Below are 21109 nucleotides of genomic sequence, written 5' to 3'. Positions count from 1 at the left end.
ATCGCGCGACGCTCAAATTCACCGAGCACGGCATCGAAAGCCTCAAGGAACTCTGCCTCGACCAGAAGCGGTGAGCGCGGTCAGCACGTCTGCGCTCGATAGCCCGCGGCCCCGGCCGGATGGATACTGCCACGCCAGTATTCCATCGGCTCCTGGCCGCCATTGTGGAGCGGGCCCAGGCTGTCGCCTCATCGACACCTTAGGAGTCGTCCGGGGATAAACGCATTAACTCGGAGCGTCCTCTTGGCGTTCCCACTGCGGTTTGAACCGTCCCGATCGAGCGGTTGTTCCCGGACGGGCCCTTACCGGTGACCACGGTGGCCGCCACCGGGCTCGAGACCCGGCATGTCAGCGCCTAATTTGGCCTCCGCCGCGCGGGCTCAGAGCACCGCCAGCGCGCCTGGCCCGAGCTGACGGCGGTAATCCACGCCCATTCCCACATGATCATCGGCACAGTAACAAGCCCGCAGCACAGCCCAGGATAGGCCAGGTGGACCAGTCCACGCTCGTCCCACCATGCGGCGTAAAGTCAACGCCCTCGTGCAGAGGCCAGCTGACCAACTGGATGACGGCGTGCTCCACTGGGTTCCGCACGCCGTCGGAATCGACGATCTACTCGGCATCCACAACCACGACGATGCGCAGCAGCTGCGTATGGGGAGCGATAACGAGGGACGGCGTTGCAATCCGCGCCGCTCTCGGCCGGAGGTACGGGGCGGGGCGGCGCTGGTGTTACAGAACGAGTCACCATCGGCGCTCCATCACGCTGGGCCAGCGCGCAACGTCCAGCACGACCTTGCCGCAAACATGGTCCTTCTCGAGATGCGCTTGCACCGCGCCCACCTCAGCGGGCGGAAACGTAGATTCCACTGTGACCCGCACCTTGCCCAAGTCACTCAGCTGGCCGATCTTGCCGAGCTGCGCGGGATTGAGCCGGGCCGTGAAGTTTCTTCCTCGCTTCGTGCTCCCGTTCTTTCTCCTCCGAGGGCAGCGTCAGGGTCGAAAACAGCTTTCCTCTGCGATTCACTACCGCCCAGGAACGCTCCTGCGTCTCGCCACTGATTGGGTCGGTCCGCTTCCTGATCTCTGGCTCGTAGGTCTGGGTCCAGCGGAAGAGGGTGGTATGCGTAACGTCCACACCGCGGTTGGCCAGCATGAGCTCGAGTTCGCGATAGCTCACCGGGAACATGAGGTGTCAGCGGACCGCCCAGATGATCACCTCGGCGGTGAATTGCCGACCCTTGAAGGACTGGTCCGGGATCAATGATACAGCCAGACCGCATGGCTGATGATCTCCGCCGCGAAGCGGTACCCAGGGTAGGAGGCGGATCCTGGTCTCATCCCGCCAGCTTCGCCCGGCCGGCTCGCTCCGGTTACTGCCGCTCAACTTGGCGATGCCGCTACTGTGACTCCCCGGCCACCGGCGACGTCCGGGTAACGGAAGTTGCAAGCCAGCCGCCCCCCAGCACTCGGTAAAGCGTGACCTGCGCCGAGAGCCGGTCCCGCTGCAGGGCGATCAGCGCCTGCTGCGCGCTGTAAAGCTCCCGTTGCGAGTCCAGCACCGTGAGGAAGCTGTCCACTCCACTGCGGAACCGTGCTTCGGAGAGCCGGTAGCTGTCTGCATACGCCTCTGTCAACGCCTGCTGCGCCTCGAGCTGACGGCCGTAGGTGCCGCGCGCGGCCAGCGCATCTGCCACCTCACGGAAGGCGGTCTGGATCGCCTTCTCGTAATTCGCGACCTCAATGCGGTTCTGGACCTTCGCGTAGTCCAGGTTTGCCTCGTCGATGCCGCCGGTGAAGATCGGGACGTTAATCTGCGGTGAGAAGGCCCAGAGCCCCGAACCCGGCTGGAACAGCCGGGACAGAGCGGCTCCGGCGGTGCCGTAAGACGCGGTGAGGCTGACGCTTGGGAAGAAGGCAGCACGTGCGGCGCCGATGTTGGCGTTGGCTGCCAGGAGCTGGTGCTCCGCCGCGACGACGTCCGGCCGCCGCAGCAGCACCTCCGAGGACAGCCCGGCCGGCAAGTTCCCCGCGACAAGCGGGGAGGCCAGGTTCCCGTCCTGGGGCAAGTCCGCCGGCAGGGGCTGGCCAAGCAGCAGCGCCAGCGTGTTCTCTGCCTGGGCCAACTGCCGCGTGTAGAGGGCGAGGTTTGCCCGCGCCGTCTCCACAGCGGTCTGCGCCTGGCGAAGCGTCAGCGCAGTCGCCGTTCCGCCTGTCGCTGTCGCCTGGGTTAGCCGATACGATTGCTCCTGGCTTTCCAGAGTCTGCCGCGTCAGCACTAAGAGCTGCCGGCCCGCCAGTACCGTCAAATAGGCTTCCGCCACAGAGGCGACGAGGCTGATCTGCGTTGCGCGCCGCGTCTCGTCCTGGGCCAAGGCCTGCTCGAAAGCCGCCTGGCTTAGGCTCCGGACGCGCCCGAACAGATCAATTTCCCAGGCCGTGAATCCGCCCTGCACGCCGAAAGTACGGCTGGTGATCGGCGAGGAGCGGCCCAGTCGCGTGCCGCCCGCCAGGTCCGCTGGCGTCTGCGCGTAGTCTGCGCTACCCGTCGCGCCGATCTGGGGGAAGATCTCGCCCCGCTGCGCACGGAACTGCGCCTCTGACGCCTCCACGTTGAGGGCGGCAACGCGCAGGTCACGGTTGCTCTCCAGCGCGATGGCGATGAGGCGCCGCAGCGAGGGGTCCAGGAATACGTCCTGCCAGCCGAGTGTGTCTACCGTGCTGCTACCCGGATGCGGCTCGCCATAGGCGGCGCCGGTAGGCCATTGGGCCGGCACCGGGGAACCCGGGCGCACATAGGCGGGTTCGAGGGAGCAGCTGGCCAGCATTACAGCACAAAGGCCGGGAGATAGAATCCGGTGCATTATCTCAGTCCCCGGTAACCGCATCTACCTGGGCAGGCTCGCCCTGTTCCGCCTGACGCTGTGCTTCCATCTCGCTGGCCCGCTTCGTGCGGAACAGCGTCAGAACCAGCACGAAGAAGAGCGGCACGAAGAACACCGCCAGCACCGTGCCCGTGACCACGCCTCCAATGATGCCCGTACCAATGGCCGTCCGGCCGCCCGCGCCCGCGCCGGTCGCAATGGCCAGCGGCACCACACCGAGCACGAAGGCCAGTGACGTCATCAAAATCGGCCGAAGCCGCTCTCGCGCCGCGTGCAGCGCCGCGCTGAGGAGGGTCTCCCCCGCCTCGAAATGCTCCTTGGCAAATTCCACGATCAGAATCGCGTTTTTCGCCGAAAGGCCGATGGTCGTGAGCAGAGCCACCTGGAAGTACACGTCGTTGGACATGCCCCGCATCAGCGTTGCGGCGACCGCGCCGAAGACGCCCAGCGGCACTACGAGCAGCACCGAAACCGGGATCGCCCAGCTCTCGTAGAGCGCCGCAAGGCAAAGAAAGACCACGACGATCGATATGGCATAGAGCGGTCCGGCCTGCGAGCCCGCCGCTCGCTCCTCGTACGAAAGGCCGCTCCAGTCCACCCCGAAGCCGGCGGGCAGCTCGGCCGCCAATCGCTCCATCTCAGCCATTGCCGCACCGGTGCTCTGCCCCGGCGCCGCATCGCCTGCGAGTTCGACGGAGCTGATACCGTTGAAGCGCGTCAGGCCCGGCGCACCCACCTCCCACCTGGCGCTTGCAAAGGTGCTGAAGGGTACCATTGCCCCCTTGCCGTTACGCACAAACCACTGTGATAGGTCAGTGGGCAGCATGCGGTAATCCGCTTCAGACTGAAGATAAACCCGCTTGATCCGTCCGCGGTCCAAGAAGTCGCCGGCGTAGGTGCTGCCGAAGGCGGCGGAGAGGGTATTATTGATGTCAGAGACAGAGATGCCGAGCGCACTTGCCCGTTCCCAGTCGATTTGCAGCCTGTACTGAGGCTCGTTCGGTTGGCTGTTCGGTCGCACGCCGATCAGGAGTTGGCTCCCCGACGCCGAGGCGAGTAGCTGGTCACGCGCCGCATTCAGAGCCGCCTGGCCTCTTCCGCCCTCGTCCACAAGCTGCATCTCGAAACCTGTCGCGTTACCGAGTTCCGGCACAGCCGGCGGCGAGAAGGCCAGGATCCGTGCATCCCGGTAGCCCGCAAAATGCTGTATGACGCGGCCGGCGATGGTTGAGGCAGACAGGCGCTCTTCCTCGCGCACCGCCCAGTCCTTCAAACGCACGAAGGCCATGGCAGAGTTCTGCCCGCGCCCGGCGAAGCTAAAGCCGGAAATGCCCATGACGGATTCCACCGCCTCGCCCTCCTGCTTGAGGAGATATTGCGTCACTGCGTCCAACGCGCCTCCGGTCCGCTCGCTGGTCGCACCCGGCGGCGCTGAGATCTGCACGAAGAGCACTCCCTGATCCTCGTTCGGCAGGAACGAGGAGGGCAGCCGCACGTAAAGGACGCCGAGCCCGACCACCACCGCAAGCCAGACCGCCATGAACTTCCAGCGGCGCTTCGCCATGAAGCTCACGCCGCCGACATAACCGTTGGTCATTCGGTCAAATCCGCGGTTGAACCAGCCAGACACCCCACGCTTGTTACCGTGGTGCTTCGGACGCTGCAGCATCGTGGCACAAAGCGCCGGGGTGAAGACGATGGCCACCAGCACGGACAGGCTCATCGCCGTAATGATGGTCAGCGAGAACTGGCGGTAGATCACACCAGCCGAGCCAGCGAAGAAGAACATCGGCAGGAAGACCGCCGAAAGCACCAGCGCGATGCCGACCAGCGCGCCGGAGATCTGGTCCATCGACTTGCGTGTGGCGTGCAGCGGTGAGAGGCGCTCCGCTTCCATCAGGCGCTCAACATTCTCTACCACGACAATAGCGTCGTCCACCAGCAGGCCAATGGCCAGCACCAAGGCGAACATGGTGAGAGTGTTGATCGAGTAGCCCGCCCCAGCGAGTACGGCGAAGGTGCCGAGCAACACGACCGGAATGGCCAAGGTCGGGACCAGCGTCGCCCGGAAGTTCTGCAGGAAAACGAACATGACCACGAAGACGAGGATCATGGCCTCAACCAGCGCGTGCACCACCTCGTTGATTGAAATGCTCACGAACGGGGTGGTGTCGTAAGGATAAACCACTTCGATATTTGGCGGAAAGCTTCGCTGGAGCCGAGTGATTGTCTTCTTCACGGCGTCAGCTGTCGCGACGGCATTGGCACCGCTGGCCAGCTGTACCCCGATCGCAGCGCTGGGCCGGCCATTGTACTGCGTCGTCACGGCAAAGCTCTCTGCGCTCAGCTCAATCCGTGCGACATCGCGCAGTCGCACCTGCGATCCGTCTTCATTCACCCTCAGCAAGATATCCCCAAACTGCTCGGGGGTGTTCAGGTAGCTCGGGCCGAGCAGCGTCGCGTTTAGCATCTGTCCCGGCTTCGCGGGCCGTGCCCCTAACTCGCCCGAGGCCACCTGCACGTTCTGGGCGGCAATTGCGGTTGCGATGTCAGACGGCATAAGGCTGAGGGCGGTCAAGCGCGTCGGGTCCAGCCAGATCCGCATGGCATACTGTGAGCCGAAGAGCTGATAGTCGCCCACGCCCCGCGTGCGGGCAAGCGGATCCTGTACGTTGGTCGCGATGAAGTCGGCCAGGTCGCTGCTGTTCATCGTCCCGTCCTTGGAGACGAAGCCAATCGCCAGAAGAAAGGCCGAGGAGGACTTGGCGACGCGGATGCCTTGCTGCCGCACGGTCTCGGGCAGCCGAGGCTCGGCGAGCGAAAGCTTATTCTGCACCTGGACCTGCGCGGTGTCCGGGTTAGTACCTTGGGCGAAGGTCAGATCGACAGTCGCGCTGCCGTCACGGTTGCTGGAGGACTTGAAGTATAGCAGTCCGTCCAGTCCCGTCATCTGCTGCTCGATCACCTGCACGACGGTGTTCTGCACCGTCTCCGCCGAAGCGCCGGGATAGGCGAGGGTGATGCGGATCGCTGGGGGCGCAATGGTCGGGTACTGGGATATGGGAAGCGTGCGCAGGCAGATCAGCCCAATCAGCATGATGCCAAGTGCGATGACCCACGCGAAGATAGGTCTGTCGATGAAGAAACGTGCCATGGTAGCGCCTCAGCTCTCCGTCTGCTGGCGCCCTAGCGCCGTCGAGCGCCGGTCCAACTCCTCCAGCGTGATCTCTTCGGCCTGGGGCTTGGTCCCCGGCTGCACATTCTGGCCACCTTCGACAATGACCTTGTCGCCGGCCTGCAAGCCGCCGTTCACGAGCCAGCGCGTGCCGACGGCCTGCCCCGTCGCCAGCACCCGCTCCTGCACCGTGCCATCCGCTTGCACGACCTTGCCCACTGCCTCGCCGCGGTAGTTGCGCGTTACCGCCTGCTGCGGCACCAACAGCCCATGCGCGACGCCCTCGGTCACGCGTGCGCGGACGAACATGCCGGGCAACAGCACACCGTCCGGATTGGGAAAGACCGCGCGCAAGGTCACCGCGCCTGTGGTCGAGTCCACTGTGACCTCGGAAAATTGCAACTCGCCGGCATGGTTATATTCGACGCCGTCCTCCATCAACAGCCGGACCTCAACGCTGTCGCCGGAGGTGCGTCGCAGCCGTCCGGCCTCCATCTCCCGCCGCAGCTTCAGGAGAGTGGAGGCTGGCTGGGTCATGTCCACATGGATCGGATCGAGCCGCGTGACGGTCAGCAGCGCTGTTGTCTGATCCGCCGTCACGAGCGCACCGACAGTCACGCTGGCGCGGCCAGTCCGCCCCTCGATGGGCGAGGCGATGTTGGTAAAGCCCAGGTTGATCCGCCCTGTTTCGACCGCTGCGCGGCTGGAAGCGACATCAGCCTCTGCCTGTTTCTGTGCCGCGACTGCATTGTCATAGTCCAGCCGACTCACCGCGTTCTGCTGAACCAGTGGGCGGTAGCGGGTCACAGTAGCGCGCGCTGCCCCGAGGGTCGCCTCCGCCCGCGCTAGCGCCGCCTCGGCACTCGCCAGCGCCGCGCGGTATGGGGCCGGGTCGATCTGGAAGAGCGGCTGTCCGGCCACTACCTGCTGTCCCTCGCGGAACTTTCGCTCGCGGAGCACCCCTCCCACTTGCGGCCGGATCTCCGCCATTTCGAAAGCAGCGGTTCGGCCCGGCAAGGTTGTCTGCAATGTCACCGACTCGGGTGCGAGCTTGATCACCGAAACGGTTTGCGGTGCCCCCTGCGGTGCCGCCGGGGTGCTGGCCTTCTCATCGCAGCCTGAGGTCGCGAACGTGGCTATTAGGGCCAAGCTGCCCAATAGGGCGCCCCGGCGCCTCGCCGGCTCGATGCCGCCAACGTCGTTCAGAAAGAAGATCATCGGGGGCCTTGCCGTCCCTTGAAGGAAAAGTGGAAACGAGGCAGTTTACCTTCTGAGGAAACTCTGCCGTTTCCTTCTGCGAGTCAAGCGGCTCCCGCTGCACTGCAGCATCTGGGGCAGGGTTGGAGTGAGCAGGATGCTCAGCGAAGCGCGTGTGGCTCCCCTCCGGCCGGGGAAGCGGGGAGGAACTAGGAAGCGGATTTTGGCGGCCGCGGAAGGCGCCTTCGTCGCCCACGGATTCCGCCTGACCACAATGGAAGAGGTCGCCCGCAGTGCGCAGTGCTCGAAGAAGACGCTCTACAAGCTGTTCGGCTCAAAGGATGAGCTCTTCCAAGTGCTGCTAACGGGCTTTCGCAGAGAAGCTGAGCTGATGACCGTTGACAGCACCCGGCCACCGCAGGAGGCACTTCAAACTTTTCTGGCGAAGATGGCGGCTCTGGTTTTCCGCGATAGCTCGATCGTTCTAATGCGCATCGCGGTTTCCGAGGCGGGGCAGATCCCCCGTCCCTTTCCGGTCACAGGGGCCGCCAAACCAGAACTCGCTCGCCTAGCGCTTGAGGACTACCTGGCCACCCTGAGCCGGAATGACGGCTACGATATGCCACATCCATCCGACGCTGCACGCATGCTGATCGGTATGGCGCTCGGCGCATTCCATCACGAATTGCTAACTGGACTTGAGGCCCATGTACCGGAGCGGGCGCTGACGGATCGCATCTCCCACTCTGTGCAAATCTTTCTGAGAGGCTGCCGTATAGGTCCGGAACGACAGAGGCGGGGCGAGTCCAGCGCCAGGGCATGTGCAATCGGCCCGACGAGGACGGGAGGGCGTCCTAGCAGGCTGCTGAAAGGCTCTCACGGTTGATCCGCTGGCGTGGTTCCTCCCGGTTGACGGGTCGGAACTGGGAATGCGCGGGAGCGACGAGCGGACGGAATGCCTGCTCCACCATCATGCGGAAGGCTGCTATACTCATCAGGGCGTAACCCGTTTCACCAGGCGCGCGGCCGACAGAACCCGCTCTTGCAGCTCCTCCCGACAGCTGTCGACCAGCCGCCAAAGCACGTCACTGTCCATCCGGGCAACGGAGCGCCGCAGATCCAGATGGCCTGACAGGACGAGCGACTGACGAAGCTCGGCATGTGCAACAGGATCGAGTGTGCGAATGGCCGTCGCGATGGTGATAATGCGCTCGAGGCAACGCTCCGTCGCGTCCCGGCGCAGACCGTCTCGGGCGAAGCTCACGCGGCCGTGGCCATCTCGATAGCTTTCGATCCGGTGGATCTCGCACAGCAAGTCGCCGAGGAGGCGCGCGGTCATCCGGCGCGACATGGGGACACTCTCTCTTGGTGGCTCAGGTCGGATAGACCCTGACGCATAAATAGTCAAACGATCGACTTACATGGCCGGTGCGGGGGTTCAGTCGGCGATCTGCAAACCTCGTGATCAAACGAATGATTGACGCCGTGGCCTACGAGGGTGATTTATCGCAAATTCCACCGTTGGGGCGGCGGTTCAGTCGGATGCTTGGCTCGATAAGGGAAACCACAAGGATGCGCGTCTCCTTCCGTCTCTGCGCTGTCGTGGCAGCGATCCCAGGCTTGGCGGGCTGCACCAAGCCCTATGACCCGGGGCAGCGCGCGGTGGATTGATCGGCGATCGGAGCTGGTGGAGGTGCCGCGATCGGAGCGGCAACCGGTGGCGTGCTGGGCGGCATCACGGGCGCGGCGACAACCCCGGGCTACTACTACCAGCAACCGTATCCGCAGTACCACTACTGAGCTGTTGCGGCTCCTTCAGCTCATAGCCGCCGCCGGAGCCATAGCGCTCGGCCTCTACCTGGTCGACCACTGGATGGGGCTGGGGCTTGATGGCCCATTGGCCATAGAAGACCTGACCATCTACAGGGAACAAGGCACCGGCTGCTCGGATTGGCCAGCGGACGAAGCCGAAGCGAGAATGCTCTTCGACTAGCTGACGGATGGCTTGCCCTGTTGGGGCTGATCCGCCATCAGTTGCTGAGTGAAGAGGAAGCACCAGGATCAGGCTGACCAGGCGGTGGATGAGGGTCTGGGCCAGAAGAGATCGTCTGGGCTAAATGGCCCCATGGCGACAGTAACCGCACAGAAGATTTCCCTCCGCAAGCCCCGCCGGGTCGCGGGGCCAGCGGAGGTCCCGTCTCGCGGCGAGGACGCGCGCCGGAGAATCCTGGATGCCGCCATTGAGGAGTTCGCGGCACATGGCTATGCTGGCGGCAGTACCCGCAGCATTACCGCCAGGGCTGGGGTGAACCTGGGCGCACTCAACTATTACTTCGATGGGAAGCCGAAGCTCTACCGCGCGGTCCTGGACCATCTTGCCAAGCAGGTCGAGGCCATCCTCAAGCCGATCAGCGAAACTGCCTCAGGCGCCCTCCGCGACACTGGAGAAGACGGGCTTGCACCTCGGCAGGCAATTCTCGCCGTCCTGGATCAGCTGCTCGATCTTCTGTTGAACCGACCGAAGATTGAATGGGATCCGAGATGGAGTCTGCTCATGTCGCGGGCAGAGTTGGAGCCACCAAAGGGAGAGCCCTGGCCCTTCAAGTCACTCTGGGCCGTTCTCGTGCGTCCAGTGGCCGAACTGGTCGCCCGAGTGCTGGGACGCGGGGCGGCCGATGAGGAGTGCCGACTGACGGCGGCCCTTTTCGTTGGGCAGGTCCTCACCTTCAAGACGTTGCCCGCAGGTGGGCTACCTATCATGGACTGGAAGCGTATCACAGGCGACCGGCGCGACGCCATCCGGCAGGTTATCCATGGCAGCGTGAACGCCCTGCTCGATGCCAAGGCCGAGCCGCGGAAGACTTCTCCCCCCAAGGTTGCTCAGAGCAGGTGCGCAGGACGCTAAGATCCCGTCGATGCCCCGCTTTTTGTGATGTTACCTCGCTTTCTCCTGGCTCGCAGGACAAAAGCGACCTTTCTCTTGCGGGGGGCGGATGACTCTTACCGACGGTGGATGGCTCCGGCGATTGGAAGTGGGCTGTCCCGTGGATGAAGCTTCGCGGCTCTTCCCCCCTTCCTGGAATTTCAACACATGACGCCTTCGCTGAAGACGGAAAAGGTTTCTCGCCTTCGGGATCTCCGCGAGTGCGACGGCTGCGGCAAGCTTCTTCAACTTCCACCTTTGTCGGCGGGCATGGAGGCGCGCTGCCCGCGCTGCGAGGCCGTCCTGCGACGCAGGCGGGCGAACTCGCTCGACACGCCACTCGCCCTGTCTCTCGCCGGGCTGGTGCTTTACGGCGTGACCATGACAACCCCTTTCCTCAGCCTGCATCTGCTGGGTCAGTCGCGGGTCAGCGGCGTGGAGACGGGTGCTTCCGCCTTCATCCAGGACGGCTTCTGGATGCTGTCCATCGTCGTGCTCCTGACCCTCGTGCTGGTGCCGCTGGCAAGGTTGCTGCTGCTGTTGCTGGTTCTTCTCGGCCTACGGCTACGGCAGCCGCCGCGATGGCTCTTTCTCCCCTTCCGCTGGCACGAGCGCCTGGGGACCTGGGCCATGGTGGAGGTATTCCTGTTCGGCGCCCTGGTCTCCTACACGCGGCTGGTGGACCTGGCGGAGGTGCAGGTCGGCCCCGCGGCCTATGGGCTCGGCCTGCTGGCGCTGACCCTGGTGGCCGTGAATGCCGCGTTGGAGCCGCAACGGGTCTGGGACGCGTTGGACCAGTGCGGCGCGACGGCCTCGGCTGCGCAGGCGGCGGCGGCGGGCCCCGCCCTGGCCCGGGCACGACCGATCAGCTGCGACCGCTGCCGCCTGCTCAGCACCGCGGATCCCGGTCACCCCTGTCCGCGCTGCGGAACGGTGCTGCACCCGCGCAAGCCGAACAGCGTGGCGCGCAGCTGGGCGCTGATCCTGTCCGCAGCCATTCTTTACATCCCCGCGAACTACTATCCCGTTATGTTCATCGTGACCTTCGGGCGCGGTGGGCCGCACACGATCCTGGGCGGCGTGCAGGAATTCATCGAAACGGGCTTCTGGCCGCTGGCGCTGATCGTCTTCCTCGCCAGCGTCGCGATCCCGATGCTGAAGCTCTGCGGCCTGGCCCTGATGCTGGTCGGCATCCACCGCCGCTCCGCCACCCGGCTGCGCGACCGGACGCGCCTCTACCGGCTTGTGGAGGCGATCGGGCGTTGGTCGATGATCGATGTCTTCGTCGTGTCCGTGCTGATCTCGCTGGTTCGCTTCGGCGTCATCGCCTCGATCACCGCGCAGGTTGGCGCGGTCTGCTTCGCGGCTGTGGTGGTGCTGACGATCTTCGCGGCCGAGGCCTTCGACCCCCGACTCATATGGGATGCCGCCGGGCAGCCCGAGACGAAACGAGACGAGCGCCGCCGATGAGCGATGAGCAGGACCGGCCGCCTTCCCCCGGCGACACCCCCCTGGGCCAGCCCGAGGTGGCGCGCACGCGGCGGCAACGTTTCTCGTTGATCTGGCTGATCCCAATCGTGGCGGCGCTGGTCGCGGGTTATCTGGGCTGGCACAGCTATGCAAATCGGGGCCCGACCGTCACGGTTACCTTCCGCAACGCGGATGGCCTGACCGCGGGCCAGACGCCGGTGCGCTACAAGGCCGTGCAGATCGGCACCGTCCGGTCGATCCACCTTAGCGAGGACATGCAGCAGGTCCGCGTCCAGATCCGCATGAACACGGAAATGAGCTCCCGCCTGACCACGAACGCCCGCTTCTGGGTGGTGCGGCCAAGGCTGACGGCCGGCAATGTGTCGGGGCTCGAGACCATCGTGTCCGGCGCCTATGTCGCGTTCGACCCGGGCGAGGAGGGGGGTACGTCCACGCGCGAGTTCACGGGGTTGGAAAACCCGCCCGGGGTACGCTCGGACGAGCCCGGGCGCGTGGTCACGCTGAATGCCTCCCGAATCGGCTCCCTTGACCGTGGCTCGCCCGTGTTCTTCCGCGACGTCACGGTCGGCGAGATCCTCGGTTTTGACCCGCCTGACCTTGACGGCAAGATTACATTGCGTGCCTTCATCCGCACCCCTTACGACAAGTATCTGCGCGAGGGCTCGCGCTTCTGGAACACCTCCGGCGTGAATCTCCGTGTCGGGGCGGAGGGGGTGAAGCTGGAACTGGAAAGCGTGCGCGCGCTTGTGGCCGGCGGGGTCGCCTTCGACACGCCGCCGAACCTGCGGGACCAGCCACCCGCACCCGATGACGCGCAGTTCCAGCTCTTTGACGACCTGGAGGGCGCGATCGCGGCCACCACGAAGGAGCGGCTGGAATTCCTGGTCTATTTCGGCGGTTCCGTGCACGGTCTCTCCCCGGGCGCGCCGGTCGAACTGCGGGGGGTCCGCGTTGGCAGCGTGCTCAGCCGCACACTGGAGCATGATCCGGCCATCGGCACCTTCCGTGTGCCCGTGCGGATCGCGGTCGAGCCGGACCGCATTTCCTTTCCCGGAGGCCGCGGCGCCCGGACCAGGGAGGATGTCCTAGCCTTTGCGCAGCAAATGGTCGCCAAGGGCCTGCGTGCCCAACTCCAGAGCGCCAGCCTGCTGACGGGACAGATGCTGGTCGCCTTCGACTTCCTGCCGGAGGCCGAGCCGGCCGAGGTGCGTATGGAGGGCGACGACATCGTGCTGCCCAGCCAGGGCGGTGGCGCCAGTGACATCATGGGCGCTCTGAGCGGCGTGGCCGGTAAGCTGGAGCGCTTCCCCATCGAGGAGATCGGGCGGAATCTGAACAACGCCCTGGCCTCGGTGAACGGGCTCGTGGGCGGGCCGGAACTGCGCAGCGCCGTTCACGCGCTGGCCGGGACGCTGGAGCAGGTGCAGGGCCTCGTCCGCAGGACGGATGCGGGCCTGGCGCCCCTGCTGCGCCGCCTGCCCGCGATCGCGAACAATCTCGACCAGGCAATCGGCCGGGCCAATACCGCCATCGGCTCGATCGAGCGCGGCTACGGCCGGGATTCCGACGTGAACCGGCAGATGGAGCGCCTCCTGTCACAGGCCAACGACACCGCCCGCTCAATCCGGCTGCTCGCGGACTACCTGGACCGCCACCCCGAGGCACTGCTTCGGGGGCGCACGGACAGAGCCACCGAGAGATGAGGGGCCATCGGACGATGAAGCGCGACCAAGAAGGCCAGGGCTGCGGGGCTGGGCCATGCTGACGCGGAGGGGCCTGGCCTGCGGTTCCGGCGCAGGGCTGCTTCTGGCGGGCTGTGCCTCACCTGAGCCGGCGGTTTTTCGGCTAACGGCGGTGCCGGGAACGCAGCGGCGTGGCGGGCCGCGATCCCTGGAGCTGCGGCAGGTCGGGATCCCCGGCTATCTCGACCGCCCGGAGATCGTTCGCGGCGGCGCGGATTTCCGCCTTCAGGTGCTGAACAACGAGCGCTGGGGCGAGCCCCTCGGCGATCTCGTGGGACGGGTGCTGGCTGAGAACCTCATGCTGCGCCTGCCCGGCACGACCGTCTTCGCGGAGGGTGGGGCACTGCGCGGCGACAGCAATGTCGTGGTGGAAGCCGAGATCCTGCGCTTCGAGGCGGGGTCGGGTGGGACCGTGGAATTGCTGGCGCAGGTAGCCATGCAGGTCCGGGACGGGCGGGGCGGGCGCGATCTGCGGACGGTGCGGCTCGAGGTTCCCGGGGCCGGGCCGGGCACGGCGGCGCTTGTTGCGTCGATGAGTGCGACGCTGGGCCGATTGGCCGACGCCATAGCCGAGATGGTCGCCCCCGGCTGATGCCGGACGTGTGTCAGCTCTCTTAATCCGGGCTCTGGCTCAGACTTTGTGCAGTAGAAACGTCCGGGCGCGAAGAAGCTCGGTGCTGGCTTGACCATACATGGCGCTCCGGCCCAACAAGACGGATGCGAACGACGCCGAGGGGCTGGCGCAGCTGTTGCGCACGGGCTTCTACCGTGAGGTCCGGGCCAAATCGTGGGACAGCATGCTGCTGGGCAAGCTGGTCACCGCCCGGTGCCAGCTCGTATGCTCTGAGGTGGACCTCGCCACCCAACTCCGTGCCATCCTGAGGACCTTCGGTCTGGTCTTGCCGCCCGGCGGTTGCGGAGGGCGTGACTTCGAGGCGGCCGTGCGTGAGCCCGCATCGATGCGTCCCGGGGTTGAGCCTGATTGTGCTGCCTCTGCTGGAGGCGTGGCGAGCGGTGCGCGACCAAGTGGGAGTGGCCAGCAAGGCGGTCGTTGCCGCTGCCCGACGTGACCGGGGGACTATCGGAAATTCCGTGTGTGGGGCCGTACGATGCTGCTGAGGGAGCCATCGTATGCCACGACGCAAAGCACCCGCGATCCCGGACGAGATCCTGGATCAGCTCCTGGCCGGGGGTGATCCCCGGGCCGCCCTGGCCGACGGGGGACTGCTGGATGGGCTCAAGAAGGCGCTGGCCGAGCGGGTGCTGAACGCCGAGCTCGACCACCACCTCGAGGCCGGGGAGCCCGATGGGCGGCCGAACAGCCGCAATGGCTATGGCGCCAAGACGGTGCTGACCGGCACCGGCAAGCTGGACCTGCAGATCCCCCGCGACCGGCTGGCGACCTTCGATCCGCAGCTGATCGCCCGCTACCAGCGCCGCTTTCCCGGCTTCGACGACAAGATCGTGTCGATGTACGCGCGCGGCATGAGCACGCGGGAGATCAAGGGGCACCTGCGGGAGCTGTACGGCATCGAGGTCTCCCCCGACCTGGTGAGCGCGGTGACCGATGCCGTGCTCGAGGAAGTGGCCGAATGGCAGGCCCGGCCGCTGGAGCCGCTCTATCCGCTGCTCTTCCTAGATGCCTTGCGGGTCAAGGTCCGTGACGAGGGCACGGTCCGCAACAAGGCCGTCTACGTCGCCCTAGGTGTCCGGCCCGACGGCACCAAGGAGGTGCTGGGGCTCTGAATCGAGCAGACCGAAGGCGCCAAGTTCTGGCTCCGGGTCATGACCGAACTGCGCGAGCGCGGGGTCGAGGACATCCTGATCGCGGTCGTCGACGGGCTGAAGGGCTTCCCCGATGCGATCGCGGCCGTGTTCCCTCGCACCCAGGTCCAGGCCTGCATTGTCCACCTGATCCGGAGCTCGCTCGACCTCGTTTGCTACAAGGATCGCAAGACAGCCGCTGCGGCGCTGAACGAGATCTACCGCGCCCCGCATGCCCAGGCCGGGCATCTTGCACTCGACGAATTCGCGGACGGACCTTGGGGGCGCAAGTATCCGGCCATCGTCGCCTCCTGGCGCAGGCATTGGACGGAGGTGATCCCGTTCTATGCATTCCCCTCCGAGGTACGTCGATTGGTCTACACGACCAACGCGATCGAGGCTTTGCACGCAAAGCTCCGCCGCGCGGTGCGGGCCCGTGGCCATTTCCCGCACAACGAGGCTGTGCTGAAGCTGCTGTTCCTTGTCTTGAACCTGGCCGCCAAGGAGTGGAGGGTGCCCGCACGGGAATGGCTCGCCGCCAAGGCGCAGTTCGCCATCCTCTTCGAGGACCGCTTCACCACCACCTGATCATCGCGGTCCCACACGAAATTCCTGACAGTCCCGTGACCAGCGCTGCCGACTGCTGATGACAGCGCCCGGTGTCGGCGCCATCACGGCGTTGACCTATGTGGGTACCGTGAAGGATCCCAGGCTGTTCCAGGGCGCCCGCAGAGTGGGCGCCTGACTTGAGCCGACCTCGTCGCGCTATCAATCGGGCGAGACCGATATTTCAGGGCGCATCTCGCGTTGCGGCGACCCCTTATTGCGCACCTACCTCTACGAGGCAGCTCATCAGGTGCTGACCTGCTCAAGGTCAGACTCGGTCCAGAAGCGCTGGGGCCTTGGTTTGAAGGCAAGAAACGGACACAAGAAGGCCGTGGTGGCCGTAGCACGGAAGCTCGCCGCTGTTCTGCATGCAATGTGGTCCAGTGGTGAGGCGTTCTGCGCCGAACCCGCCCTGGCCAAGGCAGCATACTTACGATTACCCACATCTTCGGCGAACCTATTGCCTCTTACGAATCTGCCGTGATTCTGTCTGTGCCGCCGACCCACGGAGGCGTCACGAATGCGGAAAGAGACCAGCACCAGCGTAGCGGCTTGGCAGGAGGAAGAGCTCTCTGCCGCAACCCTTCCCGATAAGCGTCTGGCCCGTCGGCTACGACGATTGCTGGATCAACTGTCAGCCGCGCCAGGCAAGCCAATACCAGCAGCCTGCGGCGACTGGGCGGCGGCAAAGGCGGCCTATCGCTTCTTTGACAACCCGCGTGTGACCGAACATAGCGTTCTGGCCGGCCATTTCGCCGCAACCGCGGCGCGCGTAGCTGCGAGCGAAGGTCCGATCCTTCTCCTGCAGGATACGACTGAGTTCATCTACAGCCGCGCCCAGCCAGGCAAGATCGGCTTCACTAAAACCGTCAATGCTGGGCGCTACAAAGCCGGGCAGCCCAACGTGCAGACCTTGTGCGGAATGCTGATGCATTCGAGCATGGCCGTCACCCTCACCGGGACACCCATCGGCCTGACTGCGGTGAAGTTTTGGACACGATCGAAATTCAAGGGAACGCTTGCCCTCAAGCGGCACATCAATCCCACTCGCGTTCCGATCGAGATGAAGGAAAGCTACCGCTGGCTGGAGAACCTACGCCAATCCATCGAGCTTGTTGGCGCGCCCGAGCGCTGCGTGCACGTGGGTGACAGGGAGAGCGATATCTACGAGCTCTATTGCGCCGCGCTGGACCTTGGTACCAGCTTCCTCGTGCGGGTGCAGACGAACAGGCTGGCCGAGCGCCCTGTCGATGCTGTTCCACACAATCCTGCTCATCGCGTCTTTGTCCAACTCGCGGCGGTGCCTTGGGCGGGCCGTCATCGCATCACGGTCGATCAAGACGAGACGGTTTGGCTGCAGGTAAAGTTCGCTGCCATCAACACATTGCCGCCGGTGGGCAAGCAGAAGCGCTACCGTCCGCAGGTGATGACCTACATCCACGCCGTCGAAGAAAACCCGCGGCCCGGTCGCGCACCAATCGACTGGAAGCTGGTGACCAATCTGCCGGTGGAGAACCTCTCCGCGGCCGTCGAGAAGCTCGGCTGGTACGCTCTACGCTGGAAGGCGGAGGTATTCCACAAGGTCATGAAATCCGGCTGCCGTGCTGAAGAGGCGAGGCTTGAGACAGCCGAGCGATTGGCAAAGTTCCTCGCCCTCATCACGGTGGTCAGCTGGCGCATATTCTTCGTCACCATGTCGGCGCGTGCCAAGCCAGATGCAGCGCCCCACAGCGTTCTCACCGCTGCCGAGATAAGTGCGCTCGATCGGATCGAGGGATCACGATCGCCACCACGCCTCAAGCAACCTACGCTCGCCGCCTATCTGCTGCAAATCGCCATGCTTGGCGGCTACCTCGCCCGCAAGAATGATCCGCCTCCCGGCAACATGGTCGTCTGGCGCGGTATGACCCGCCTCCATGACATCGCTTTCGGCATCTCCATCGGATCACACCGAAGATGTGGGTAATCGTAAGGGCAGCATACGGGTTACCGGCGAGATCATCGGTTCCGCCCAGCCAGGCGGAGAGGCGTCCCTGCCGGGACGTGGTCAGGAACATCACGATATCACCGCTGCGGCCGGTGGACCGCGCTGAAGCACATCGTGAGATCCTTCACTGAACACCATTGTGCGGCAGCAGCCTCAGCCCTGACCGCGAAGACAACCCTGACCGGCAGAACGTCATCCCCTGGTTAGGCGAAAAGGAAGAAGGATGCTTGATCGGGCAGGCGCGATTAGACAACTCCGTGATAGTTCTCGAAGCGCCGTTCTCGTGCGAGCCCGCTGATGCGCAGCAAGCTGGTTACGGTGCGCTTGCCCTGAGCCAGGATCGCCACCATCAGGAGCACCTCGGCACGACGCCAACTCCGCTGGAAAAAGAGTGGAGCAAGGCTCAGGATCACCGCGGCGAAGCGGGCTGGCAGGCGGGGCATGGCGGCGTCTCTTGGCGGGGACGCATCCACCCTAACCCGTCACCCGCTCCACCTCATACGTGTCGAGCTTAGGGATTGGAGATGTCTACTGGGACAAACGAGGCCATCCAGAGCCTTCCAGGAAAGGCCCTAGCCGTCGTCGGCCGCTATCGCTGGACGATATGTGGGCTGCTATTCTTCTCGACGACCATCAATTACATGGATCGTCAGGTTCTCGGCCTGCTGAAGACCACCCTGATGGGGGATCTGAAGTGGACCGAGTCGGATTTCGGCGACATCGTTGCCGCCTTCTCTCTCTTCTATGCTTTCGGCTATATCGGCGTCGGTCGCCTGCTGGATAAGGTCGGCATCCGGCTCGGCCTGCCGGCCGCCGTGGCCGCCTGGAGCTTCTTTGCCTGCGTCCATGCGCTGATGGGCAGTGTGCTCGGCTTCAAGATCGCCCGCGCCGGCCTCGGCCTCTCCGAGGGCGGCAACTTCCCGGCTTCGATCAAGGCGGTGTCGGAGTGGTTTCCGGCAAAGGAGCGCGCGCTCGCCACCGGCATTTTCAATGCCGGCAGCAATGTCGGCGCGGTCGTTGCGCCGATCATCGTGCCGCTGCTGCTGATGGTTTGGGGCTGGCAGGGCGCGTTCCTCGTCACCGGCGGTATCGGCTTCATCTGGGTCGTCGTTTGGCTCGCGATGTATCGCAAGCCGGAGGAGCATCCGAAGGTCTCGGCGGCGGAGCTCTCCTACATCCGCAGCGACCCGGTGGCGGCGCAGATTAGCTTGCCCTGGCTGCAGCTCCTCCGCTATCGCGGCACCTGGGCCAACATCGTCGGCACCTGCTTCAGCGCGCCGGTGTGGTGGTTCTACCTGAACTGGGTGCCGGGCTTCCTGTCCAAGCAGTATGGCGTGAACCTGTTCGGCGCGATCCTGCCGCTGATCATCATCTACTGCATGGCAGATGTCGGCAGCATCGGCGGCGGCTGGTTGTCCTCGCACCTGATCAAGAAGGGCGTGAGAACGCTGCGGGCCCGCAAGATTGCCTTCCTCGTCTGCGGCCTCTGCGTGCTGCCGGTGTTCTTTGCCTCGCAGGTGTCGAACATGTGGGCCGCGGTCCTGCTGATCGGCATCGCCGCCTCCGCGCACCAGGGCTACTCGGCGAATGTCTACACGATCGTCTCCGACACGATGCCGCAGAGCGCGGTCGGCTCGGTCGTCGGCATCGGCGGGTTCTGCGCCTACATCGTCGGCATGTTCGTCTCGATAGGCGTGGGCCGTCTGCTCGATGCGACGAACGGCAACTACCACGTGCTGTTCGCCATCGCGTCGGTGCTCTACCTGGTCGGCCTGCTGATCATGCACCTCATCCTGCCCAAGACCGGTTCGGGCCGGACGCCCGCCGGCATCGAGGTCTGAGACCCGGCGGCGCCTCTCTCTCCGCGCCGCCGTTAGGCCGGGGCGTTCCCACCTCGCATGGGAGCGCCCCTTTTTCCAGACCGCGTTCATGCGTCGTCGGGCCGCGACCAGAGGAAGGCCAACTCGTGCCTGTTGTGATGGAGATGCAGCACCCGCCCGCGGGGAGGGCGGCGAAGGCCTCCGCCGTCTCGTGGTCGGTCGCCCCCTGGAACTTGATGGTGCAGACGACGCGCTTCGGCGCGCCGGCCTCGATGCAGCACCATCCGTACCGCCCGATCCTGGACCTCAGGCGAATACCGGTTCGAGGTCTTCTTCGTCATGGGTCCATCCTCTCAAGAGTTAGAGCCTCGAGGGAACCCGGTGCGGTTCAGCTGCACCTCAACGGGCGTTGTCACGTTGGCGGTCTCAGCGGAGCCGTGGCAGCCTGCGCTGCCTCCGATCCATTCCGGAGGGAATGGCATCAGACCCGCCTCCCACAGATCAAGCCGCCCACGCAAAGACCTCATGATTCGCGGGATCAAAGACACGGCGCTTCGGCCGGCGGAAGCGCTGACTTGTTGACGGCGTGCGGCCAACGCCACTCCTGGACCTCGGGCATGTCCGTGCCATGCTGCCGAATATAACGCTCGTGCTCGGTCAGCTTGTCCCGGATCGCCTGCCTGGCGTAAGCAGCGGCCGTTCCGAGGCCTGGGACACGATCGATCACGTCAGCCACGAGGTGAAAGCGGTCGAGCCGATTGCGCACTACCATGTCGAAGGGCGTGGTGGTCGTTCCCTCCTCCTCGAAGCCCCGGACGTGGAAGTTCCGGTGGTTGGTGCGCTTGTAGACCAGACGGTGGATAAGCGTCGGATAGCCATGATAGGCGAAGATGACCGGCTTGGTGGTGGTGAACAAGGTGTCGAAGTCGGTGTCGGTCAGTCCGTGTGGATGCTGCGCCCGAGGTTGCAGCGTCATCAGATCGACGACGTTGATAAAGCGGACCTTCAGGCTGGGGAAATGCTGCCGCAGCAGGTCTGTTGCGGCCAGTGCTTCCAGCGTCGGCACGTCGCCGGCGCAGGCCATGACGACATCGGGCTCGCCGCCGCTGTCGTTGCTTGCCCATTCCCAGATGCCCACGCCCTGGGTGCAGTGCTTGATCGCCGAATCCATGTCGAGCCACTGCAGCTCGGGCTGCTTGCCGGCAATGATGACATTGATCCGGTCCCAGCTGCGGAGGCAGTGATCCGTGACCCAGAGTAGCGTATTTGCATCGGGCGGCAGATAGATGCGCGCCACCTGCGCCCTCTTGTTCACGACATGGTCGATGAAGCCGGGATCCTGATGGCTGAAGCCGTTATGGTCCTGGCGCCAGACATGGGAGGTCAGCAGGTAGTTCAGCGAGGCGATAGGTCGTCTCCACGGGATTGCCTGAGCGCTCTTCAGCCACTTGGCGTGCTGGTTCACCATTGAGTCCACGATATGGATGAAGGCCTCGTAGCAGGAGAACAGCCCGTGCCG

The 21109-nt window shown here is 64.9% G+C and carries 15 protein-coding genes and 3 pseudogenes; 10 read left to right on the top strand and 8 right to left on the bottom strand.

The window, feature by feature from the left end; translation table 11 throughout:
- Positions 1-744: 744 nt before the first annotated feature.
- The 5 genes and pseudogenes from ACO1BU_RS30580 to ACO1BU_RS30560 all read right to left on the bottom strand — a co-directional run.
- A pseudogene (locus tag ACO1BU_RS30580) lies at positions 745-924 on the bottom strand (zinc-binding dehydrogenase); the annotation flags it as partial.
- Positions 893-1180: a hypothetical protein gene (locus ACO1BU_RS30575; protein ID WP_424139737.1), complete on the bottom strand. Its 288-nt coding sequence runs from the start codon at positions 1178-1180 to the stop codon at positions 893-895. The pseudogene ACO1BU_RS30580 and the gene ACO1BU_RS30575, both read right to left, overlap by 32 nt.
- A 220-nt stretch (positions 1181-1400) precedes the next feature.
- A complete protein-coding gene (locus tag ACO1BU_RS30570) occupies positions 1401-2828 on the bottom strand; it encodes an efflux transporter outer membrane subunit (RefSeq protein WP_424139736.1) in 1428 nt (475 codons plus the stop codon).
- 40 nt (positions 2829-2868) lie between these two features.
- Entirely contained in the window at positions 2869-6039 is a 3171-nt protein-coding gene (locus tag ACO1BU_RS30565; RefSeq protein ID WP_424139735.1) for an efflux RND transporter permease subunit, read from the bottom strand.
- A gap of 9 nt (positions 6040-6048) precedes the next feature.
- Positions 6049-7278 (bottom strand): efflux RND transporter periplasmic adaptor subunit, encoded by a 1230-nt coding sequence (locus tag ACO1BU_RS30560; protein WP_424139734.1) that lies wholly within the window; start codon positions 7276-7278, stop codon positions 6049-6051.
- A gap of 202 nt (positions 7279-7480) precedes the next feature.
- Here ACO1BU_RS30560 and ACO1BU_RS30555 point away from each other — a divergent pair, with 202 nt between their 5' ends.
- The gene (locus ACO1BU_RS30555) at positions 7481-8143 is read left to right on the top strand and encodes a TetR/AcrR family transcriptional regulator (protein WP_424139733.1); all 663 of its coding nucleotides are present in this window, start codon (positions 7481-7483) and stop codon (positions 8141-8143) included.
- Between the two features lie 108 nt (positions 8144-8251).
- On the opposite strand, the gene ACO1BU_RS30550 is transcribed toward ACO1BU_RS30555, so the two are convergent.
- The gene (locus ACO1BU_RS30550) at positions 8252-8608 is read right to left on the bottom strand and encodes a ribonuclease HepT family protein (RefSeq protein ID WP_424139732.1); all 357 of its coding nucleotides are present in this window, start codon (positions 8606-8608) and stop codon (positions 8252-8254) included.
- Between the two features lie 774 nt (positions 8609-9382).
- Here ACO1BU_RS30550 and ACO1BU_RS30545 point away from each other — a divergent pair.
- From ACO1BU_RS30545 to ACO1BU_RS30510, 8 genes and pseudogenes are all read left to right on the top strand, one after another.
- Positions 9383-10162 (top strand): CerR family C-terminal domain-containing protein, encoded by a 780-nt coding sequence (locus ACO1BU_RS30545; RefSeq protein ID WP_424139731.1) that lies wholly within the window; start codon positions 9383-9385, stop codon positions 10160-10162.
- 186 nt (positions 10163-10348) lie between these two features.
- Positions 10349-11650: a paraquat-inducible protein A gene (locus ACO1BU_RS30540; RefSeq protein WP_424139730.1), complete on the top strand. Its 1302-nt coding sequence runs from the start codon at positions 10349-10351 to the stop codon at positions 11648-11650.
- Positions 11647-13374: a PqiB family protein gene (locus tag ACO1BU_RS30535; protein WP_424139729.1), complete on the top strand. Its 1728-nt coding sequence runs from the start codon at positions 11647-11649 to the stop codon at positions 13372-13374. The genes ACO1BU_RS30540 and ACO1BU_RS30535 overlap by 4 nt, the downstream gene beginning before the upstream one ends.
- Before the next feature lie 55 nt (positions 13375-13429).
- Positions 13430-14005 carry a PqiC family protein gene (locus tag ACO1BU_RS30530; RefSeq protein WP_424139728.1) on the top strand — a complete coding sequence of 192 codons (576 nt, stop codon included), beginning with the start codon at positions 13430-13432 and terminating at the stop codon, positions 14003-14005.
- Between the two features lie 100 nt (positions 14006-14105).
- A complete protein-coding gene (locus ACO1BU_RS30525; protein WP_424139727.1) occupies positions 14106-14483 on the top strand; it encodes an IS110 family transposase in 378 nt (125 codons plus the stop codon).
- A 61-nt stretch (positions 14484-14544) separates the two neighbouring features.
- Positions 14545-15765: pseudogene (locus ACO1BU_RS30520) on the top strand (IS256 family transposase).
- Between the two features lie 58 nt (positions 15766-15823).
- Positions 15824-16267 (top strand): annotated as a pseudogene (locus ACO1BU_RS30515) (transposase).
- A gap of 36 nt (positions 16268-16303) precedes the next feature.
- Complete coding sequence (locus tag ACO1BU_RS30510; protein ID WP_424139726.1) at positions 16304-17749, top strand: IS4 family transposase; 1446 nt, start codon at positions 16304-16306, stop codon at positions 17747-17749.
- Positions 17750-18015: 266 nt separating this feature from the next.
- Here ACO1BU_RS30510 and ACO1BU_RS30505 read toward each other — a convergent pair whose 3' ends face one another.
- Complete coding sequence (locus ACO1BU_RS30505) at positions 18016-18213, bottom strand: hypothetical protein (protein WP_424139725.1); 198 nt, start codon at positions 18211-18213, stop codon at positions 18016-18018.
- Positions 18214-18294: 81 nt separating this feature from the next.
- Here ACO1BU_RS30505 and ACO1BU_RS30500 point away from each other — a divergent pair, with 81 nt between their 5' ends.
- The gene (locus ACO1BU_RS30500) at positions 18295-19611 is read left to right on the top strand and encodes an MFS transporter (protein ID WP_424139724.1); all 1317 of its coding nucleotides are present in this window, start codon (positions 18295-18297) and stop codon (positions 19609-19611) included.
- 517 nt (positions 19612-20128) lie between these two features.
- On the opposite strand, the gene ACO1BU_RS30495 is transcribed toward ACO1BU_RS30500, so the two are convergent.
- Positions 20129-21109: phosphoketolase family protein (locus ACO1BU_RS30495; RefSeq protein WP_481133251.1), on the bottom strand; the 981-nt coding region annotated here is incomplete at its 5' end.

It is taken from the genome of Roseomonas chloroacetimidivorans (assembly GCF_049629625.1).
Classification (GTDB): Bacteria; Pseudomonadota; Alphaproteobacteria; order Acetobacterales; family Acetobacteraceae; genus Roseomonas; species Roseomonas chloroacetimidivorans.
The sequence above is the reverse complement of the archived record's forward strand: the minus strand, read 5'-3'. Positions and strand labels throughout refer to the sequence as shown.

Excerpts from the sequence above, each read along its gene's own strand:
- ACO1BU_RS30570 (WP_424139736.1), bottom strand. The coding sequence starts at position 2,828 with ATGCTGGCCAGCTGCTCCCTCGAACCCGCCTATGTGCGCCCGGGTTCC.
- ACO1BU_RS30565 (WP_424139735.1), bottom strand. The coding sequence starts at position 6,039 with ATGGCACGTTTCTTCATCGACAGACCTATCTTCGCGTGGGTCATCGCA.
- ACO1BU_RS30560 (WP_424139734.1), bottom strand. The coding sequence starts at position 7,278 with ATGATCTTCTTTCTGAACGACGTTGGCGGCATCGAGCCGGCGAGGCGC.
- ACO1BU_RS30550 (WP_424139732.1), bottom strand. The coding sequence starts at position 8,608 with ATGTCGCGCCGGATGACCGCGCGCCTCCTCGGCGACTTGCTGTGCGAG.
- ACO1BU_RS30545 (WP_424139731.1), top strand. The coding sequence starts at position 9,383 with ATGGCGACAGTAACCGCACAGAAGATTTCCCTCCGCAAGCCCCGCCGG.
- ACO1BU_RS30540 (WP_424139730.1), top strand. The coding sequence starts at position 10,349 with ATGACGCCTTCGCTGAAGACGGAAAAGGTTTCTCGCCTTCGGGATCTC.
- ACO1BU_RS30535 (WP_424139729.1), top strand. The coding sequence starts at position 11,647 with ATGAGCGATGAGCAGGACCGGCCGCCTTCCCCCGGCGACACCCCCCTG.
- ACO1BU_RS30530 (WP_424139728.1), top strand. The coding sequence starts at position 13,430 with ATGCTGACGCGGAGGGGCCTGGCCTGCGGTTCCGGCGCAGGGCTGCTT.
- ACO1BU_RS30525 (WP_424139727.1), top strand. The coding sequence starts at position 14,106 with ATGGCGCTCCGGCCCAACAAGACGGATGCGAACGACGCCGAGGGGCTG.
- ACO1BU_RS30510 (WP_424139726.1), top strand. The coding sequence starts at position 16,304 with ATGCGGAAAGAGACCAGCACCAGCGTAGCGGCTTGGCAGGAGGAAGAG.
- ACO1BU_RS30505 (WP_424139725.1), bottom strand. The coding sequence starts at position 18,213 with ATGCCCCGCCTGCCAGCCCGCTTCGCCGCGGTGATCCTGAGCCTTGCT.
- ACO1BU_RS30500 (WP_424139724.1), top strand. The coding sequence starts at position 18,295 with ATGTCTACTGGGACAAACGAGGCCATCCAGAGCCTTCCAGGAAAGGCC.